21 protein-coding genes are annotated in these 15,417 nt (G+C 59.1%); 9 read left to right on the top strand and 12 right to left on the bottom strand.

From position 1 onward, the window contains the following. Window positions 1-92: 92 nt before the first annotated feature. Window positions 93-287: a hypothetical protein gene (locus BFR47_RS07540; RefSeq protein WP_139215128.1), complete on the top strand. Its 195-nt coding sequence runs from the start codon at window positions 93-95 to the stop codon at window positions 285-287. Window positions 288-378: 91 nt separating this feature from the next. Here BFR47_RS07540 and yjgA read toward each other — a convergent pair whose 3' ends face one another. Continuing rightward, complete coding sequence (gene yjgA, locus BFR47_RS07535) at window positions 379-909, bottom strand: ribosome biogenesis factor YjgA (RefSeq protein WP_071472494.1); 531 nt, start codon at window positions 907-909, stop codon at window positions 379-381. A gap of 103 nt (window positions 910-1,012) precedes the next feature. On the opposite strand from yjgA, the gene pmbA reads away from it, so the two are divergent. Further along, window positions 1,013-2,353, top strand: coding sequence for a metalloprotease PmbA (pmbA, locus tag BFR47_RS07530; RefSeq protein ID WP_071472493.1), 1,341 nt, complete (start codon window positions 1,013-1,015; stop codon window positions 2,351-2,353). Window positions 2,354-2,514: 161 nt separating this feature from the next. Here the strand turns inward: pmbA and mgtE are convergent, their stop codons facing one another. The 11 genes from mgtE to BFR47_RS07475 are packed head-to-tail and all read right to left on the bottom strand — an operon-like array spanning window position 2,515 to window position 10,600. Further along, window positions 2,515-3,876 carry a magnesium transporter gene (mgtE, locus tag BFR47_RS07525; protein ID WP_071472492.1) on the bottom strand — a complete coding sequence of 454 codons (1,362 nt, stop codon included), beginning with the start codon at window positions 3,874-3,876 and terminating at the stop codon, window positions 2,515-2,517. Window positions 3,877-3,913: 37 nt separating this feature from the next. Next, window positions 3,914-4,189, bottom strand: a complete 276-nt coding sequence (locus BFR47_RS07520) for an HPr family phosphocarrier protein (protein ID WP_071472491.1) — start codon at window positions 4,187-4,189, stop codon at window positions 3,914-3,916. Further along, entirely contained in the window at window positions 4,176-5,042 is an 867-nt protein-coding gene (gene rapZ, locus BFR47_RS07515) for an RNase adapter RapZ (RefSeq protein ID WP_071472490.1), read from the bottom strand. The genes BFR47_RS07520 and rapZ overlap by 14 nt, the downstream gene beginning before the upstream one ends. A gap of 10 nt (window positions 5,043-5,052) precedes the next feature. Continuing rightward, the gene (gene ptsN, locus BFR47_RS07510; RefSeq protein WP_071472489.1) at window positions 5,053-5,499 is read right to left on the bottom strand and encodes a PTS IIA-like nitrogen regulatory protein PtsN; all 447 of its coding nucleotides are present in this window, start codon (window positions 5,497-5,499) and stop codon (window positions 5,053-5,055) included. A 2-nt stretch (window positions 5,500-5,501) separates the two neighbouring features. After that, the gene (gene hpf / locus BFR47_RS07505; RefSeq protein WP_071472488.1) at window positions 5,502-5,789 is read right to left on the bottom strand and encodes a ribosome hibernation promoting factor; all 288 of its coding nucleotides are present in this window, start codon (window positions 5,787-5,789) and stop codon (window positions 5,502-5,504) included. Window positions 5,790-5,813: 24 nt separating this feature from the next. Beyond that, complete coding sequence (locus tag BFR47_RS07500; RefSeq protein ID WP_071472487.1) at window positions 5,814-7,253, bottom strand: RNA polymerase factor sigma-54; 1,440 nt, start codon at window positions 7,251-7,253, stop codon at window positions 5,814-5,816. A gap of 49 nt (window positions 7,254-7,302) precedes the next feature. Then, window positions 7,303-8,028, bottom strand: coding sequence for an LPS export ABC transporter ATP-binding protein (gene lptB / locus BFR47_RS07495; protein WP_071472486.1), 726 nt, complete (start codon window positions 8,026-8,028; stop codon window positions 7,303-7,305). A gap of 2 nt (window positions 8,029-8,030) precedes the next feature. Beyond that, the gene (gene lptA, locus BFR47_RS07490; protein ID WP_245748847.1) at window positions 8,031-8,528 is read right to left on the bottom strand and encodes a lipopolysaccharide transport periplasmic protein LptA; all 498 of its coding nucleotides are present in this window, start codon (window positions 8,526-8,528) and stop codon (window positions 8,031-8,033) included. Between the two features lies 1 nt (window position 8,529). Then, a complete protein-coding gene (lptC, locus tag BFR47_RS07485; protein ID WP_071472484.1) occupies window positions 8,530-9,078 on the bottom strand; it encodes an LPS export ABC transporter periplasmic protein LptC in 549 nt (182 codons plus the stop codon). Beyond that, complete coding sequence (gene kdsC, locus BFR47_RS07480; RefSeq protein ID WP_071472483.1) at window positions 9,075-9,626, bottom strand: 3-deoxy-manno-octulosonate-8-phosphatase KdsC; 552 nt, start codon at window positions 9,624-9,626, stop codon at window positions 9,075-9,077. Before kdsC ends, lptC begins: the two co-directional genes overlap by 4 nt. Beyond that, on the bottom strand, window positions 9,626-10,600 hold the full coding sequence (locus BFR47_RS07475; protein WP_071472482.1) for a KpsF/GutQ family sugar-phosphate isomerase: 975 nt from the start codon (window positions 10,598-10,600) through the stop codon (window positions 9,626-9,628). The genes kdsC and BFR47_RS07475 overlap by 1 nt, the downstream gene beginning before the upstream one ends. Window positions 10,601-10,797: 197 nt before the next feature. Between BFR47_RS07475 and mlaF the strand changes: the two genes are divergently transcribed. From mlaF to murA, 7 genes are read left to right on the top strand one after another with little or no spacing between them, the layout of a single operon-like run. Then, entirely contained in the window at window positions 10,798-11,598 is an 801-nt protein-coding gene (gene mlaF, locus BFR47_RS07470) for a phospholipid ABC transporter ATP-binding protein MlaF (protein WP_071472481.1), read from the top strand. Further along, entirely contained in the window at window positions 11,588-12,367 is a 780-nt protein-coding gene (gene mlaE / locus BFR47_RS07465; protein WP_071472480.1) for a lipid asymmetry maintenance ABC transporter permease subunit MlaE, read from the top strand. Before mlaF ends, mlaE begins: the two co-directional genes overlap by 11 nt. Before the next feature lie 6 nt (window positions 12,368-12,373). Then, window positions 12,374-12,847, top strand: a complete 474-nt coding sequence (gene mlaD, locus BFR47_RS07460; RefSeq protein WP_071472479.1) for an outer membrane lipid asymmetry maintenance protein MlaD — start codon at window positions 12,374-12,376, stop codon at window positions 12,845-12,847. Window positions 12,848-12,875: 28 nt separating this feature from the next. Beyond that, window positions 12,876-13,520 (top strand): phospholipid-binding protein MlaC, encoded by a 645-nt coding sequence (gene mlaC / locus BFR47_RS07455; RefSeq protein ID WP_139215127.1) that lies wholly within the window; start codon window positions 12,876-12,878, stop codon window positions 13,518-13,520. Continuing rightward, window positions 13,517-13,813: an STAS domain-containing protein gene (locus tag BFR47_RS07450; protein WP_071472478.1), complete on the top strand. Its 297-nt coding sequence runs from the start codon at window positions 13,517-13,519 to the stop codon at window positions 13,811-13,813. The genes mlaC and BFR47_RS07450 overlap by 4 nt, the downstream gene beginning before the upstream one ends. Further along, window positions 13,804-14,064 (top strand): BolA family protein, encoded by a 261-nt coding sequence (locus tag BFR47_RS07445; RefSeq protein WP_071472477.1) that lies wholly within the window; start codon window positions 13,804-13,806, stop codon window positions 14,062-14,064. The genes BFR47_RS07450 and BFR47_RS07445 overlap by 10 nt, the downstream gene beginning before the upstream one ends. A gap of 12 nt (window positions 14,065-14,076) precedes the next feature. Then, a complete protein-coding gene (murA, locus tag BFR47_RS07440) occupies window positions 14,077-15,333 on the top strand; it encodes a UDP-N-acetylglucosamine 1-carboxyvinyltransferase (RefSeq protein WP_071472476.1) in 1,257 nt (418 codons plus the stop codon). The last annotated feature ends 84 nt before the right edge of the window (window positions 15,334-15,417 follow it).

The raw sequence follows: 15,417 nt of genomic DNA, 5'->3' as shown, positions 1-15,417 counted from the left end.
TTAACAGTTATTTTCTGTGCGATCCGGGGACCAGGCAAGGTCTAATGGTTGCTGACCCACGCAACGGCGTGGCAGTAACGATGGAGGCGATAATGATGAAAACATTGCTATCGATAGCCTTTGCCTCTGTTCTTGGGTTGATGTTAATGCCGGCCCAGGCCGGTTCGGTGCTGAATACGCAGCAGCCTGTAGTGCAGGAAATGGCGAGCAAGGGCGACGGTGTTGATCACCGTGAATGTGCCAAATTACGTAAAATGGGTAAAAAACCGGCGGGTATGTGTTTTTAACTGCTGAATAAGCCCATTAATAACAACGGGAGCCAAGGCTCCCGTTGTGCTGTCCGGATTATTGCTGCTTTTTCGCCACAGCTTGTCGTTATTAGGATGCGTCAGAGCCGAGGTGCAGTTTCAGATACTGAAACAGCTCGCGATAGGCCTGGGGCGGCAGGCCGGCAGCCAGCTCCTTGCGACCCTGACGAGCCAGCTGTCGCAGTTTTTGCCGATCCAGATTACGGTGTTCCGCCAGCAGCGCATTGACGCCTTTGTCCCCTTCCTTGATCAGCCGGTCACGCCACAACTCCAGTTTATGGAAATGCGCGTTGGCCACGGCACTCTTGTGCTCGAAACCGGCCAGCGCCTTCTGGATATCGGTGACATCCCGGGTACGCATCAGCTTGCCGATATACTGCATATGCCGGCGCAGGCCTTCGCGTTTGTTGTGCAGCTTGTGTGCCAGCTCGATGGCTTCCTGCAGGTCATCGTCCAGCGGGACCTTGGCCAGTTCATGGGGCTTGAGCTTGACCAGCGACTCGCCCAGCTTCTGCAGGGCGTGGCTTTCCCGTTTCATCTCACTCTTGCTGACCCATTCGATTTCATCATCGTACCCGCTCGGGTCGTCATGGTGGCTCATAGCTTTTCCGTCTCATTTAAGATTTACATATATATTACCAGCTTCTCCCAAGGGGCGCAGGGGTCTGTTATGCTAACTCCAAACTGAGCCAGCGATTTCAATCATGACCCCAGCAGAAATTCAAACCGAACAGCGCCAGTTAGAACTGGCAGTAGAACAAGCACTGGAAAGCGCCAAGCGACTGGGCGCCGACGCCGCCGAAGTGTCCATCAGCAAGCAGACCGGGCTTTCGGTCAACACCCGTAACGGTGAACTGGAAAACATCGAGTTCAACAAGGATGGTGCCCTGGGGATCGCCGTTTATCGTGATGGCCGCAAGGGCTCCGCCTCCACCTCGGATCTGCGGCCCGACGCCATCGCCCGCACCGTGGCGGCGGCGCTGGATATCTCCCGTTACACCACCGTCGACCCCTTCGCCGGCATCGCCGATGCGGATGCGCTGGCCTGGGATGCGCCCAGGCTTGAGCTGTGTTTCCCCCGTGAACTTGAACCGGCCGACGGCATCGAGCTGGCATTGCGCTGCGAGCAGCAGGCACTGGGCCGGGATCCGCGTATCAAGCAATCGGACGGCGCCAGTTTTTCCAGCAACCTGGGCATCAAGGTCTACGGTAACAGTCATGGCTTTATCAAGGGCTATGCCGGCAGCCGTTTCGGCATGAGCTGTGTGCTGATCGGCGAACAGGACGGCGACATGCAGCGCGAGTACGGCTACACCTCGGCGCGCAGCTTCGAGGATCTCTGGACCCCGGAGCAGGTAGCAGATGAAGCCGTCAGTCGCACCCTGGGCCGCCTGGGGGGCCGCAAGATGGGGACCACCCGGGCACCGGTGCTGTTTCATCCGGACGTGGCGTCAGGCCTGTTCGGTCATCTGGTAATGGGGATAAGTGGTGGCAACCTGTACCGGAAGTCGTCGTTTCTGCTCGACGCTCTGGGAGAGCGGATTTTCCCGGCCTGGTTCGGTATTCATGAGCAGCCGCACCTGCACAAGGGGCTGGCCAGCTCGCCGTTCGATAACGAAGGGGTACGCACCCACGAGCGCCATATCATCGAAAACGGCGAACTCAAGACTTACCTGCTGACCAGCTATTCCGCGCGCAAGCTCGATATGGCGCTGACCGGTCACGCCGGAGGTATCCATAACTGGACGGTGGCCAACAGTGGCCACAGTCTGGAGCAACTGCTGAAGATGATGGGCACCGGCCTGCTGGTGACCGAGATGATGGGCCAGGGCGTCAATATCGTTACCGGCGACTACTCGCGTGGGGCGGCGGGTTTCTGGGTGGAAAACGGCGAAATCGCCTATCCGGTGGAAGAGATCACCATCGCCGGTAATCTGAAAGAGATGTTTGCGGGTATTCAGGCCATCGGTACCGATGTGGAAACCCGTTCCAGCCTGCAGACTGGCTCGGTGCTGATCGGCGAGATGAAAATAGCCGGGCAATAACTGGGGGGAATGGAATTAGGGACTGGAGGTCCGGGATCGAGTCCCTCATCACCAGTCCCTCCTTCTTATCAGGAGCCTGGGTTGGGATTCGCTGCGCTTATCGCCAATCTATTCCCTATTCCCTATTCCCTATGCCCTATTCCCTATTCCCTATTCCCGGCTCAGTGCAGCAGGATCAGGGTCGAAAGACCCAGGAAGGAGAACAGGCCGACGATGTCGGTGACGGTGGTCAGGGCCATGGAGCCGGCCAGCGCCGGATCTATGTTGAGCTTGCGCATCACCAGTGGAATGGCGGCCCCGGCCAGACCCGCCACCGACAGGTTGATGAACATGGCCGAGGCCAGCACCAGGCCTATCTCCCAGCTGCCTTTCCACAGACTCACCACTATCGCCACCATCACCGCCCACAGCAGGCCGTTGAACAGTCCGACCAGTGCCTCCTTGGTCAGCAGCCAGCGGGCGTTGCTGTCACCGATATGTCCGACTGCCATGCCACGGATCACCAGTGCCAGGGTCTGGTTGCCGGCGATGCCTCCCATGGAGGGCACTATGGTCATCAGGATGGCCAGGGTGGCCAGTTGTGACAATGTTTCTTCGAACATGTTGGACACGCTGGCGGCGAGCAGGGCCGAACCCAGGTTGACGGTGAGCCAGATGGAGCGACGGCGGGCGCTGGTCAGTACCGGCGCGAAGGTGTCTTCGTCATCGTCCATCTTGGCCATGCCCATCATCGAGTGCTCACCTTCCTCACGGATGATGTCCACCACGTCATCGATGGTAATCCGGCCCAGCAGCCGATGACTGTCGTCCACCACCGGCGCCGAGAGCCAGTCGTGGCGTTCGAACAGGTGGGCGACTTCGGTATCGGACATGGTCAGCGGAATGGCTTCTACCTGAGTATCCATGGCCTCGGCCACCGTGGTGGCCAGGTCCTGAATCACCAGGCTGGCCAGAGAAATATCACCCAGGAACCGGTTGTGTTGATCCACCACATAGAGGGTATCGGTGCCTTCCGGCAGTTCGCTATGGCGACGCAGGTAGCGCAATACTACATCGATGGTGACATCGGCACGCAGGGTGATGAACTCGGTATTCATGATGGAACCGGCGGTGTCTTCCGGATAGGACAGCGCCTGCTCCGCCCGCTGCCGATCCTGCTCGTCCATCTGGGTGAGTACCTGATTGAACAGCTGCTCGGGCAAGTCGCGCAGTACATAGGCCAGATCGTCCGACTCCATGTCTTCCAGCGCGGCGGCCAGCTTCTCCGGATCCATCAGCCGGATAATGCCGTCCCTGACCTCTTCCGACAGTTCCTCCAGGATCTCGCCGTATTCATCCGGATCAATCAGCTGCCACAAAACCTTGCGGCTGGGAGAGGGCGAGGATTCCAGCAACCAGGCGACGTCGCCCGGGCGCATTTGCTGCAACATGCGGCGAACGTGCACGAACATGCCGCTGTTAAGGGCCTGAGTAATGGTCTCCAGATGATCCGGCGTTCTTGGTTTTTCTACTGATTCTGTCATCCGGACTCCAGCCCTGTGCGGGACGGCGATAGAGGAATTATTCTGATTCGTTGAAGCGGTCGGCAACCAGGCGGGACACGGCGTTCATGGCCGCTTCGGCATCCGGCCCTTCGGCAACCACGCGGATGGCATGGCCCTGAGCGGTTTCCAGCATCAGCAAGCCCATGACGCTGTTGGCCGGTGCCTGTTTTTCCTGATTGCAGACGGTCACGGTGGCATCGAATTGCTGGGTCAGTTGTACCAGTTGAATGGCGGCCCGGGCATGGAGCCCCAGTTTGTTGACGATTTCCAGGTCCCGTTCAATTTTCGGCATGGCGTTTTTCCAGGGTGCGGTGGCGCAGTTGTACGCTTTTGCCCATCTTGCGGAATGAGCAGGCCAGTTGTTCGGCCAGGTAGACCGAGCGATGTTGACCACCGGTACAGCCGATGGCAACGGTGACGTAGCTGCGATTGTTACGTTCCAGGTGAGGCATCCAGGTGACCAGCAGGTTTTCAATCTGCCACAGATACTTGGTGACCTCGGGCTGACCGCTCAGATAGCTGGCCACCGGTTCATCCTTGCCGGTAAAGGGGCGCAGTTCGGCGATCCAGTGAGGGTTGGGCAGAAAGCGGGCATCGAACATGAAGTCCGCATCCTGTGATACTCCGTATTTGTAGCCGAAAGACTCGAATACCCAGTTCAGTTCCCGTTCCTTCTTGCCGAGGATGCGTTCGCGGATGATTTCGCTCAAATCGTGAATGCTGAGATCGGAGGTATCGATACGCAAGTCGGCGGCGGCGGACAGCGGCGACAGCAGGTGAGTTTCCTGGTGGATCGCTTCGTCCAGCGTCAGGCTGAGCCGGGATAATGGGTGTAGCCGGCGGGTATCGCCGAAGCGGCGAATAAGTGCGGCGTTACCTGCATCGATAAAGATGCTGGACAGGCTGACGTCTTCCATGGCGCGCACTTCATTCAGGCAGGCTTCCAGCTTGTCGGCGTTGTCCGGCAGGTTGCGCACATCGATGCTGACGGCGACCTCGCCGGGGGTGTGCCGGCGCATCTGTACCAGATCGGGTAGCAGCGCAACGGGCAGGTTATCGACGCAGTAATAGCCCAAATCCTCGAGTACCCGCAAGGCGACGGTTTTGCCCGATCCCGAACGGCCACTGACGATCACCAGCTGCATAGGGGACTCCTCAGGAAGAAACCATGATGTTGTAAAGCTCGTCATCACTGCCGGCCAGGCGCAATTGCTTGCAGACCTGCTTGTTGCTGAGTTTCTCTGCAATCAGTGACAGCGTCTTGAGGTGCTGTTTACATTCCTGCTCCGGTACCAGCAGCGCGAACACCAGGCCTACCGGCTGGTTGTCGATGGCATCGAATTCCACCGGTTCGGCAAAGGTGAGCAGCACCGCCGTGGCCCGGTTCTCGTCGCTGATACGGCCATGGGGAATGGCGATACCGTTGCCGATGCCGGTGCTGCCCATTTTTTCCCGGGCCAGCAGGCAATCAAACAGTTGCTGGCTGTTGATGTTGAGATGCTGAGCTGCCAGTTCGCTGATGATTTCCAGGGCTCGTTTCTTGCTCGTGCAGGGGACTGCACTGCGGGTGCAGTCCCTGCTCAGTATGTCGGCGACTTCCATGGTTATTTTTGCTTGAGCTTCTCTTTGTGTTTGATGATCTGGCGATCGAGCTTGTCGATTAAGCCATCGATGGCTGCGTACATATCTTCATGCTGGGAATTGGCAAAGACTTCACCGCCGCTGACATGGATGTTGGCTTCGGCAATCTGCTGCAGCTTCTCCACGTTGAGGATGACGTGTGCGTTGGTCATGTTGTCGAAGTGACGCTCCAATTTGGAAAACTTGCTGTTCACATAGTCACGTAGTGAATCGGTGATTTCTACATGGTGTCCAGTCAGATTTATCTGCATAACGTCTTCCCTCTCGATCTGCCTTTAAATCAGGCGTTTACGCTGATTGGAAGGGGGGATGGCCAGCGACTCCCTGTACTTGGCAATGGTCCGCCTGGCCACCTGAATCCCCTGTTCGGCCAGCAGCTGGGCAATTTTACTGTCGCTCAGCGGCTTGGCCGGGTTTTCCGCACCGACCAGTTTCTTGATCAGGGCGCGAATTGCCGTGGACGAACATTCTCCTCCGTCGTCGGTCCCCACATGGCTGGAGAAAAAATACTTCAGCTCGAACACTCCTCTGGGAGTGTGCATGAATTTTTGTGTGGTAACCCGGGAGATGGTGGACTCGTGCATTTCCACCGCTTCGGCCACATCGTTCAGCACCATCGGCTTCATGGCCTCGGCTCCGTACTCAAAGAATGCCTGTTGTTGTTCAACAATACAATTGGCAACCTTGAGCAGAGTCTCATTTCGGCTATCCAGACTCTTGATAAACCACTTGGCGTCCTGCAAGTGATTGCGGATAAACTGGCCGTCTTCGCTGTTCCTGGGCTGGCGAGCCATGGCGGCGTAGGTCTGATTCAGCCTCACCTTGGGCATGGCGTCCAGATTGAGCTCGGCGACCCAGCTGCCCTGGCGTTTGGTCACCACCACATCCGGGATGACATATTCGGAGCTGCTCTGGATCACGCTGTTGCCGGGGCGAGGCTCGAGCTGCTGGATCAGGGCCAGTACTTCCTTGAGCTCGTTTTCCTTCAGCTTAGTCTTGCGTTGCAGGGTACGGTAGTCCCGGTTGCCGAGCAAATCCATATGCTGACCGATAATGATGCGGGCCTCGTTCAGCCAGGGCGTGTCGGCCGGAAAGGGCTCCAGCTGAATGCGCAGGCATTCCTGGACGCTGCGGGCGGCAACACCGAGGGGATCGAAATGCTGGATGCGTTTCAGGACCGCTTCCACTTCGTCCGCCTCGATATCCTGCTCGCCACCGGAAACGGAAGCCAGAATATCCTCAACCCCCAGCGTCAGGTAACCGGCGTCGTCGATGGCGTCGATAATGGCGAGGGCGATGGCCTGATCGGTGTCGCTGAAGGGGGTCAGTTGCATCTGCCACAGCAGATAATCCTGCAGTGTCTCGGTGGTTTCGCCCTGATAGACGGTGTCTTCGACGCCTTCCGGCAGGCCGGCATTGCCGCTGCCGCCGGAGGACGCGGTATAGACGTCATCCCAGTGGGTATCCATCGGCAGTTCATCGGACAACTTGCTTTGTTCCATGGCGGTATCGGCGGCGATTTGCTCGTCGTTACCGGTTCCGGTGACCTCGATGCTGTCCGGCTCTTCCTGTTCCAGCAGAGGGTTGCTCTCCAGGGCCTGCTGGATCTCCTGCTGCAGTTCCAGGCTGGATAGCTGCAACAGGCGAATGGCTTGCTGCAGCTGAGGGGTCATGGTCAGGTGCTGCCCCAGACGTAACTGAAGAGTTGGCTTCATCGTTGAAAAGTCCTTCTATATCAACCGCAGGGGGCTCCGGCGGGCCAGCTCAGAGGCTGAATTGTTCACCAAGATAGACTTTCTTGACCTGCTCGTTGGCGAGTATTTCGGCCGGGGTACCGGCGGCGATGCGATGGCCCTGACTGACGATATAGGCCCGTTCGCAGACGTCCAGGGTTTCGCGCACGTTATGATCGGTAATCAGCACCCCCAGTCCCCGATCGCGCAGATGCAGGATGATCTTCTTGATGTCGAGCACCGAGATCGGGTCGACGCCGGCGAAGGGTTCATCCAGCAGAATAAAGCGCGGATCGGCCGCCAGTGCGCGGGCAATTTCCACCCGGCGGCGTTCGCCACCAGACAGACTCATACCCGCACTGTCGCGGATATGAGTGATATTGAATTCTTCCAGCAGCTGTTCCATCTTCTCGTCACGGCCGGCCGCATCCAGATCCTTGCGGGTTTCCAGTACCGCCATTAAATTGTCGGCCACACTCAGGCGCCGGAAAATGGAGGCTTCCTGGGGCAGATAACCGATACCGGCCCGGGCCCGCACATGCATGGGCTCATGGCTGATGTCCTGTGCATCGATGGTGATGCTGCCGGCGTCCCGCTGTACCAGGCCGACGATCATGTAAAACGAGGTGGTCTTGCCGGCACCGTTGGGACCCAGCAGGCCGACGATCTGGCCGGTGTTGACGGTCAGGCTGACATCGGCCACCACCTGGCGCCCCTTGTAACTCTTCTGGAGCCCACGGGCTTTCAGTGTTGCCATGATCAGTCCTGAGCCTTTTTGTCATTCATGTTCTGCAGCTGCTCGGGCAGGAAGATGGTGGTGACCCGGTCTGTTCCGCCCTGGCTTTCGGCTTCCATCTGCTCCCGATCGATGTGATAACGAATGCGGTAGCCGGTCACGATATTATCGTTCTGCTTCAGCTTCGCATCCTTGAGCAGGGTGATGGTACGCGCCTTCATGTCGTAGTGGATTTCCCGGGCCTCGGCCTTGACCGGCTGGCCGTTGTTCAGCACCTGATAGTAGGTGGCCGGGGCGCCATGGGCGGTCATCGACTGCAATCCCTGCTCGGAGCGGATCACCACCAGTTTGTCGGCGCGAACGTCCATGGAACCCTGTTTGACCACCACCCGGTCGCTGAACGTCACCTTGTTATCGGCCAGCTCCACCAGCTGGCGTCCGGCATCGATGGTCACCGGCTGGTTGAAGTCGGCGTCTTTGGCCTCGGCCAGGCCCATGCTCAGGGAAAGCAGGACGCTCATGCTAAGGATTGATGTACGTTGCCCGGGTATCATGCAGTAATTCCACCGTTTGTTGATCCAGCTTGCCCAGCAACCCCTGGCCCTGAGCCTGGTAAGACGAGCTGCGCAGCTGCACATCCCGGTTGGAGTGCAGCTGATTGTTGATAAAATCCAGTTCCAGATATTCGGTGGTCAGGGTTTCCACCAGGGCATCCGGTTGCAGCCCCTGGCCGACGACGGTGCCGTTCAGCACCGCATTGTCATTGGTGTTGATCATGCCTTCGTCACTGCTCAGCCGCCACTGGGGCTGGCCGTCGGGCGAATAAAGCAAGATAACAGGTTTTTCCATCAGGGTCATGGCCAGCGGTTCGTAGTACTCCGCATATTCCGCATCCAGCCCCCGGTAGGGCAGACCCAGCCGGTTGTACTGCACACTGCTCAGGTTTTTGGCGACAAAATCCGGCTGATAATCCTGCTGATTGACGGGAGCATCGGAAACCGGCCGGAACCATTGCCAGCAGACGAGGGCGAGCGCGAAGAGGGCGCCAAACCACCAGGTCTGGCGACTCACAGGCTCATCCCTCTGGCCTGTTCCAGCTCGCCTCTGGCCTCGAGCAACAGGTCGCACAGCTCGCGCACTGCTCCCCGGCCGCCGTCGATACGGGTGATATAATCGGCCTGCTGCAGCACCAGCGGATGGGCATCGGCGACGGCGACTCCCAGACCGCAGTCCCGCATCACCGGCAAGTCGACCACATCGTCGCCGATATAGGCGGCCTGCTCCGGCTGAAGCTTGAGCGTCTTCAGCAGGGCGCGATAGCTGTGCATCTTGTCGCTCTGGCCCTGATAGACATGGGTGACCCCGAGCGAGGCCATGCGTTCGCTGACAATACGGGAATCCCGGCCGGTGATCACCGCGACCTGAATACCGGCATTGAGCAGCGCCTTGATGCCGAAACCGTCTTTGGTGCAGAAGCTTTTGTACTCTTCGCCCTGGTTGCCGAGATAGATCATGCCGTCGGACAGTACCCCGTCCACGTCACAGATCAGTAGCCGGATCCCGGCCATCCGCTGCCAGAGTGCATCGGCCACCGGCCCGTAAAGGCTTGGTTGTTGCATCAGATTACTCCCGCCCGTAACAGATCGTGCATGTTGAAGGCGCCTACCGGATGGTGTTGTTCATCCACCACCAGCAGGCCGCTGATTTTTTTCTCTTCCATCAGTTTGACCGCTTCCGCCACCAGCATGTTGGCGTGTACCGTGGTACTGCTGCGGGTCATGACCTGCTCGATGGAAGTGTGGTGTACATCGATTTTATGATCCAGAGTGCGGCGCAGGTCGCCATCGGTATAGATACCCACCAGTCGCTGCTGGTCATCGACCACGGCGGTGAAGCCCAGGCCGGTGCGACCGATTTCCAGCAGCGCGTCGATGATCAGGGTGTCGAGTCCGACCCGGGGCACCCGCTCGTCCCGGTGCATTACATCGCCGACCCGCAGCAGCAGGCGTTTGCCGAGGGCACCACCGGGATGGCTGAGCGCAAAGTCATCGGCGGTAAAACCGCGGGCCTCCAGCAGGGAAACGGCGAGGGCGTCGCCCATCACCAGGGCGGCGGTGGTGCTGGCCGTCGGCGCCAGGCCGAGCGGACAGGCTTCCTGCTCTACCCGGGTGCACAGATGGACACTGGCTTCCCGTGCCATGGTGGACGTGGGGTTGCCGGTCATACAGATCAGTGGCAGCCCACGACGCTTGAGCACGGGCAGCAGGGCGATGATTTCGCTGCTCTCGCCCGAGTTGGACAGGGCCAGTACCACGTCGTCCTTGCCGATCATGCCCAGATCGCCATGGCTGGCCTCACCGGGGTGAACGAAAAAGGCGGGGGTGCCGGTACTGGCCAGGGTGGCGGCAATCTTGTTGGCGATATGTCCCGACTTGCCCATGCCGGTCACGATGACTTTTCCCCGGCACTGGAACATCAGCCGGCAGGCATGATCGAAATCCCGATCAAGATATTGATAAAGGCCGTCGATGGCTGCCTTTTCAATATCCAGCACTCGTTGGGCGGTTTTCTGATAATCAAATTCAGCAGTCATTGGATTCTCCACACCTTAGGCGGCGCCATTATAGAAAAGCTTGTGCCGATAAGCGACAGGTGGCTGAGGATTCTGACATCCCCCTGTTGGCTCGCGCCGGGACAGGGAATGGCGCATCGCTCAAGGAAAAGGGCCCGGCTTGGTTGCCCATCGATCGGGGAACTCATACAATTCTTTCTTTTTGCTGGGGAATCAGTTTGAGCCAGAGCCTTGTCGAAATAAGGGATCTTTGTTTCAGTCACGGTGACCGGACCCTGTATGAGCGGATCAACCTGCAGATCCCTAAAGGCAAGATTACCGCCATCATGGGGCCGAGCGGCATCGGCAAAACGACCCTGCTGCGTTTGATCGGTGGTCAGATCAAGCCGAACAGTGGTGACGTGCTGTTCGATGGCGAGTCCATTCCCGCGCTGGGCCGTTCCCGTCTTTATCAGGTGCGGCGGCGCATGGGCATGCTGTTTCAGAGTGGTGCCCTGTTTACCGGGTTGTCGGTGTTCGATAACGTGGCCTTTCCGCTGCGTGAGCACAGTGGCTTGCCAGAGCCGATGATCCGCACTCTGGTGCTGATGAAGCTGGAAGCGGTGGGATTGCGTGGGGCGGCGGACCTGCTGCCATCCGAGCTGTCTGGCGGCATGGCCCGGCGAGCGGCACTGGCGCGCGCCATTGCACTGGATCCGGAGCTGATCATGTATGATGAGCCCTTTGCCGGTCAGGATCCCATCAGCATGGGCGTGTTGGTCAAGTTGATCTCCGAGCTGAACCGGGCTCAGGGGCTGACCTCGATAATTGTCACTCATGACGTGGCCGAGGTGATGAACATCGCCGATTACGCCTATATCATCGCCAACAAGCAGGTGGTCGCGGCGGGCACCCCGGCCGAACTGAAACAGAATACCGATGCCCAGGTGATCCAGTTCCTGCAGGGCCAGGCCGATGGCCCGGTGGCGTTTCATTATCCTGCGCCTTCATTCAGGGAGTCGTTAGCCGATGTTAATTGATGTGATAGGGCGGCTGGGACGTCAGGGCGTCGCCGGTATCTCGGCCTGTGGCCGCGCCGGCTTCATGCTGATGCATGCCCTGGTGGGACGGCCCCAGCCGAAAAAGCATTTTCCACTGCTGATACAGCAGCTGCAGGTGGTGGGGGTGCAGTCGGTGGCCATCATCCTGGTATCGGGGATCTTTATCGGTATGGTGCTGGCTCTGCAGGGGTATAATGTGCTGGTGGACTTCGGTGCCGAAGGCAGCCTGGGCCCGCTGGTGTCGCTGTCATTACTGCGCGAGCTGGGGCCGGTGGTGACCGGGCTGCTGTTTGCCGGCCGGGCCGGTTCGGCCCTCACCGCCGAACTGGGCCTGATGAAGGCGACCGAGCAGTTGTCCAGTCTGGAAATGATGGGCATAGACCCGCTGCGTCGGGTAGTGGCACCCCGGTTCTGGGCCGGCTTCATCAGCATGCCGCTGTTGGCGCTGATGTTCAGCCTGATTGGTATCTGGGGCGCCAAGCTGGTGGGCGTCGACTGGCTGGGGGTAGACGAAGGTGGCTTCTGGTCGGCGATGCAGGCGGCAGTCGACTGGCAGCAGGACATCATGCAGGGCGTCATCAAGAGTCTGGTGTTTGCGCTGGTGGTGACCTGGATTGCCCTGTTCAACGGTTTCGATGCCGAGCCGACGGCGGCCGGGATCAGTCAGGCCACGACCCGTACCGTGGTTCATTCTTCTCTGGCGGTACTGGGGCTCGATTTCGCCCTCACCGCCGTCATGTTTGGGTAAACTTTGATGAAATACAGCAAACTGGAATTCAGCGTCGGCTGCTTTATGCTGGCCGGTATCGGGGCCCTGTTGCTGCTGGCGTTCAAGGTCGCCGGTGTCAGCGTCAACGGCCAGGGAGAAAGCTATACCCTCTATGCCAAGTTCGATAATATCGGCGGTCTCAAGGTGCGTTCACCGGTCAAGGTGGGCGGCGTGGTGGTGGGACGGGTCAGTCAGATAAGCCTGGACCCCAGGGATCAGGTGCCGGTGGTGACCCTGACGGTGAGTCGCAGCGCCGGTGAATTTGCCGAAAGCAGCACGGCCGCCATTCAGACCTCGGGTCTGCTCGGTGAACAGTATCTGGGGCTGAGCCCCGGTTTTGCCGACGAGGACATGGGTATCGGCATGCTGGCGGATGGCGATACCATTGCCGACACCCAGTCGGCGCTGGTGCTGGAAGAACTGATCGGAAAGTTTATTTATTCCATCGGCGACAAATAAACCGTAGCCCACATACGAGGAGCTAAAGATGAAAAAACTACTGATGTCCGGGCTGTTGTTACTGGCGGGTCTCTGGACGCCACTGACAGCCTCTGCCTCGGCCTCGGCCTCCGATCCCTATCGGTTGGTGAACGACGTTGCCCAGAAAACCTTCGACCGACTCGCCAGACAGCAGGCCGAAATCGAGGCCAACCCCGAGCACCTGCGCACCATAGTACGGGAAGAAATGCTGCCGGCGGTGGATGTCCGTTTTTCCGCCTATCGTGTTATCGGTAATCAGCTCAACAGCACCACCCCCGAGCAGCGCGATCGTTTCGTTGCCGCCTTCAGCGACTATCTGGTGGTGACTTATGCCGATGCCCTGGCGGCCTACAAGGAGCAGCAGCTGAATATCGGGACCGGCAGCGTGCCCAAGGGAGAAAAGCTGGTCTCGGTGCCGGTTTCGGTACTGGAGCCGAACAAGCCTGCCATCAAGCTGGAGTTCAAGCTGCGTCAGAACAGCCGTACCGGCGAGTGGAAGGTGTTTGACATGGTGGCAGAGGGTATCAGCCTGCTGTCCGCCAAACAGGCTGAACTGAGCGGTCTTATCCGCCAGAATGGCATCGACAGGGTGACGAGTCAGCTGCAGGAACATACCAAGAAGCCGGTGACCCCACTGGAAGTGGCGCAATGAAGCTCAGTCGGGCGCTTACCCGGGATAATCTGCCGGCCTACTGGGCCGAGCGGGCTACCCTGTTCGGTGCCGGGCTGGTGGACCTGAGCGCGTTGAGCCAGCTGGATTCGGTCGGGCTGGCGTTTCTGGTGCAATGGAGTCAGGCGCTGGCCGCCGACAACCAGTCATTGACCCTGATATCCCCCCCGGCCAGTTTTTATCCACTGGCCGATTTATACGGCGTCAGTTCACTGTTTGAACTGACAGACAATACTGCCGAGAGCCAACATGAGCGGGAGCCCACATGGATCTGAATAACGAAGTTGAACGTTTACTGCGGCAGGCACTGCCTCTGGACGAGCTTTACATCAAAAGCGAAGGCAGCCATTTTGAAGTGATAGCGGTATCAACCGACTTCACCGACATGAGCCGGCTCAAGCGGCAACAGGCGATCAACGGCCCGCTGATGGAGCTGATCGCCCAGAATGCCATCCATGCCTTGACCGTAAAGACCTTTACTCCCGAGCAATGGGCCCGGGAACGAAAATTCATCATGCCTTCCTGAGCAGGAACCGAAATGGACAAATTTAAAATACAGGGGCCCTGTCGGCTCTCCGGTGAAGTCACCATCTCCGGTGCCAAGAATGCCGCGCTGCCGATCCTCTTTGGCACCCTGCTGTGCGACGAGACGGTGCGGCTGTCCAATGTGCCCAAGCTCAAGGACGTGGACACCACGCTGCAGCTGCTGGCCTCGATGGGCCTCAAGGTCAGCGAGCAGGATGACGTTATCGCTATCTCCGGTGCGGTAAACAGTCATGTTGCGCCCTATGAGCTGGTGCGGACCATGCGTGCTTCCATCCTGGCGCTGGGACCCCTGGTGGCTCGTTTCGGCGAGGCGGATGTATCCCTGCCCGGCGGTTGCGCCATCGGTGCCCGACCGGTGAACCTGCATATCCACGGTCTGGAGCAGATGGGGGCCGAGATCAAGGTCGAAGACGGTTACATCAAGGCTCGGGTCGAGGGTCGCCTGCGCGGGGCTCATATCCTGATGGACATGGTCAGCGTGACCGGCACCGAAAACCTGATGATGGCGGCGGTACTGGCCGAGGGCCGTACCATTATCGAAAACGCGGCCCGCGAGCCGGAAGTGGTTGATCTGGCCAACTTCCTCAACGCGCTGGGCGCGAGGATTCAGGGCATAGGGCAGGACACCCTGATCATCGATGGCGTCGAGGCGCTGCACGGCGGTGATTATCGGGTTCAGCCAGACCGGATTGAAACCGGAACCTTCCTGGTCGGTGCGGCCGTCACCGGCGGTGATGTGACCTGTCGCAATACCGATCCGCATCTGCTCGAAGCGGTGCTGGTCAAGCTGAAGGACGCGGGTGCCCTGGTGGAAACCGGAGAAGACTGGGTCCGTCTGGACATGACCGACCGGGTATTGAAGCCGGTGGATATCAAGACGGCGCCCTACCCGGCGTTTCCTACCGACATGCAGGCCCAGTTTACCGTACTTAACGCGGTGGCCAAGGGGGTGGGCAGGGTGACCGAAACCATCTTCGAAAACCGCTTCATGCATGTACCCGAGCTGAACCGCATGGGCGCTCATATCGAGCTGAACGGTAATCTGGCAATCTGCGATGATACCGAGCAGCTGACCGGCGCCACCGTGATGGCCACGGATCTGCGGGCCTCCGCCAGCCTGGTGCTGGCCGGTTTTGTGGCCGAGGGCACCACCATCGTCGACCGTATCTACCATATCGATCGTGGCTATGAAGTGATCGAAGCCAAGCTGTCCGCTCTGGGTGGTAAGATAGAACGCATCAAAGGCTAAATCCCGGGATTAGGGACCGGGGACTGGGGACAGCCCGGTTTCCGGCTCCATCCTTAAAGTCCCCAATCCCCAATCCCAATCCCC

The organism is Oceanisphaera psychrotolerans (genome assembly GCF_001870485.1).
Lineage (GTDB): Bacteria > Pseudomonadota > Gammaproteobacteria > Enterobacterales > Aeromonadaceae > Oceanimonas > Oceanimonas psychrotolerans.
The sequence above is the reverse complement of the archived record's forward strand: the minus strand, read 5'-3'. Positions and strand labels throughout refer to the sequence as shown.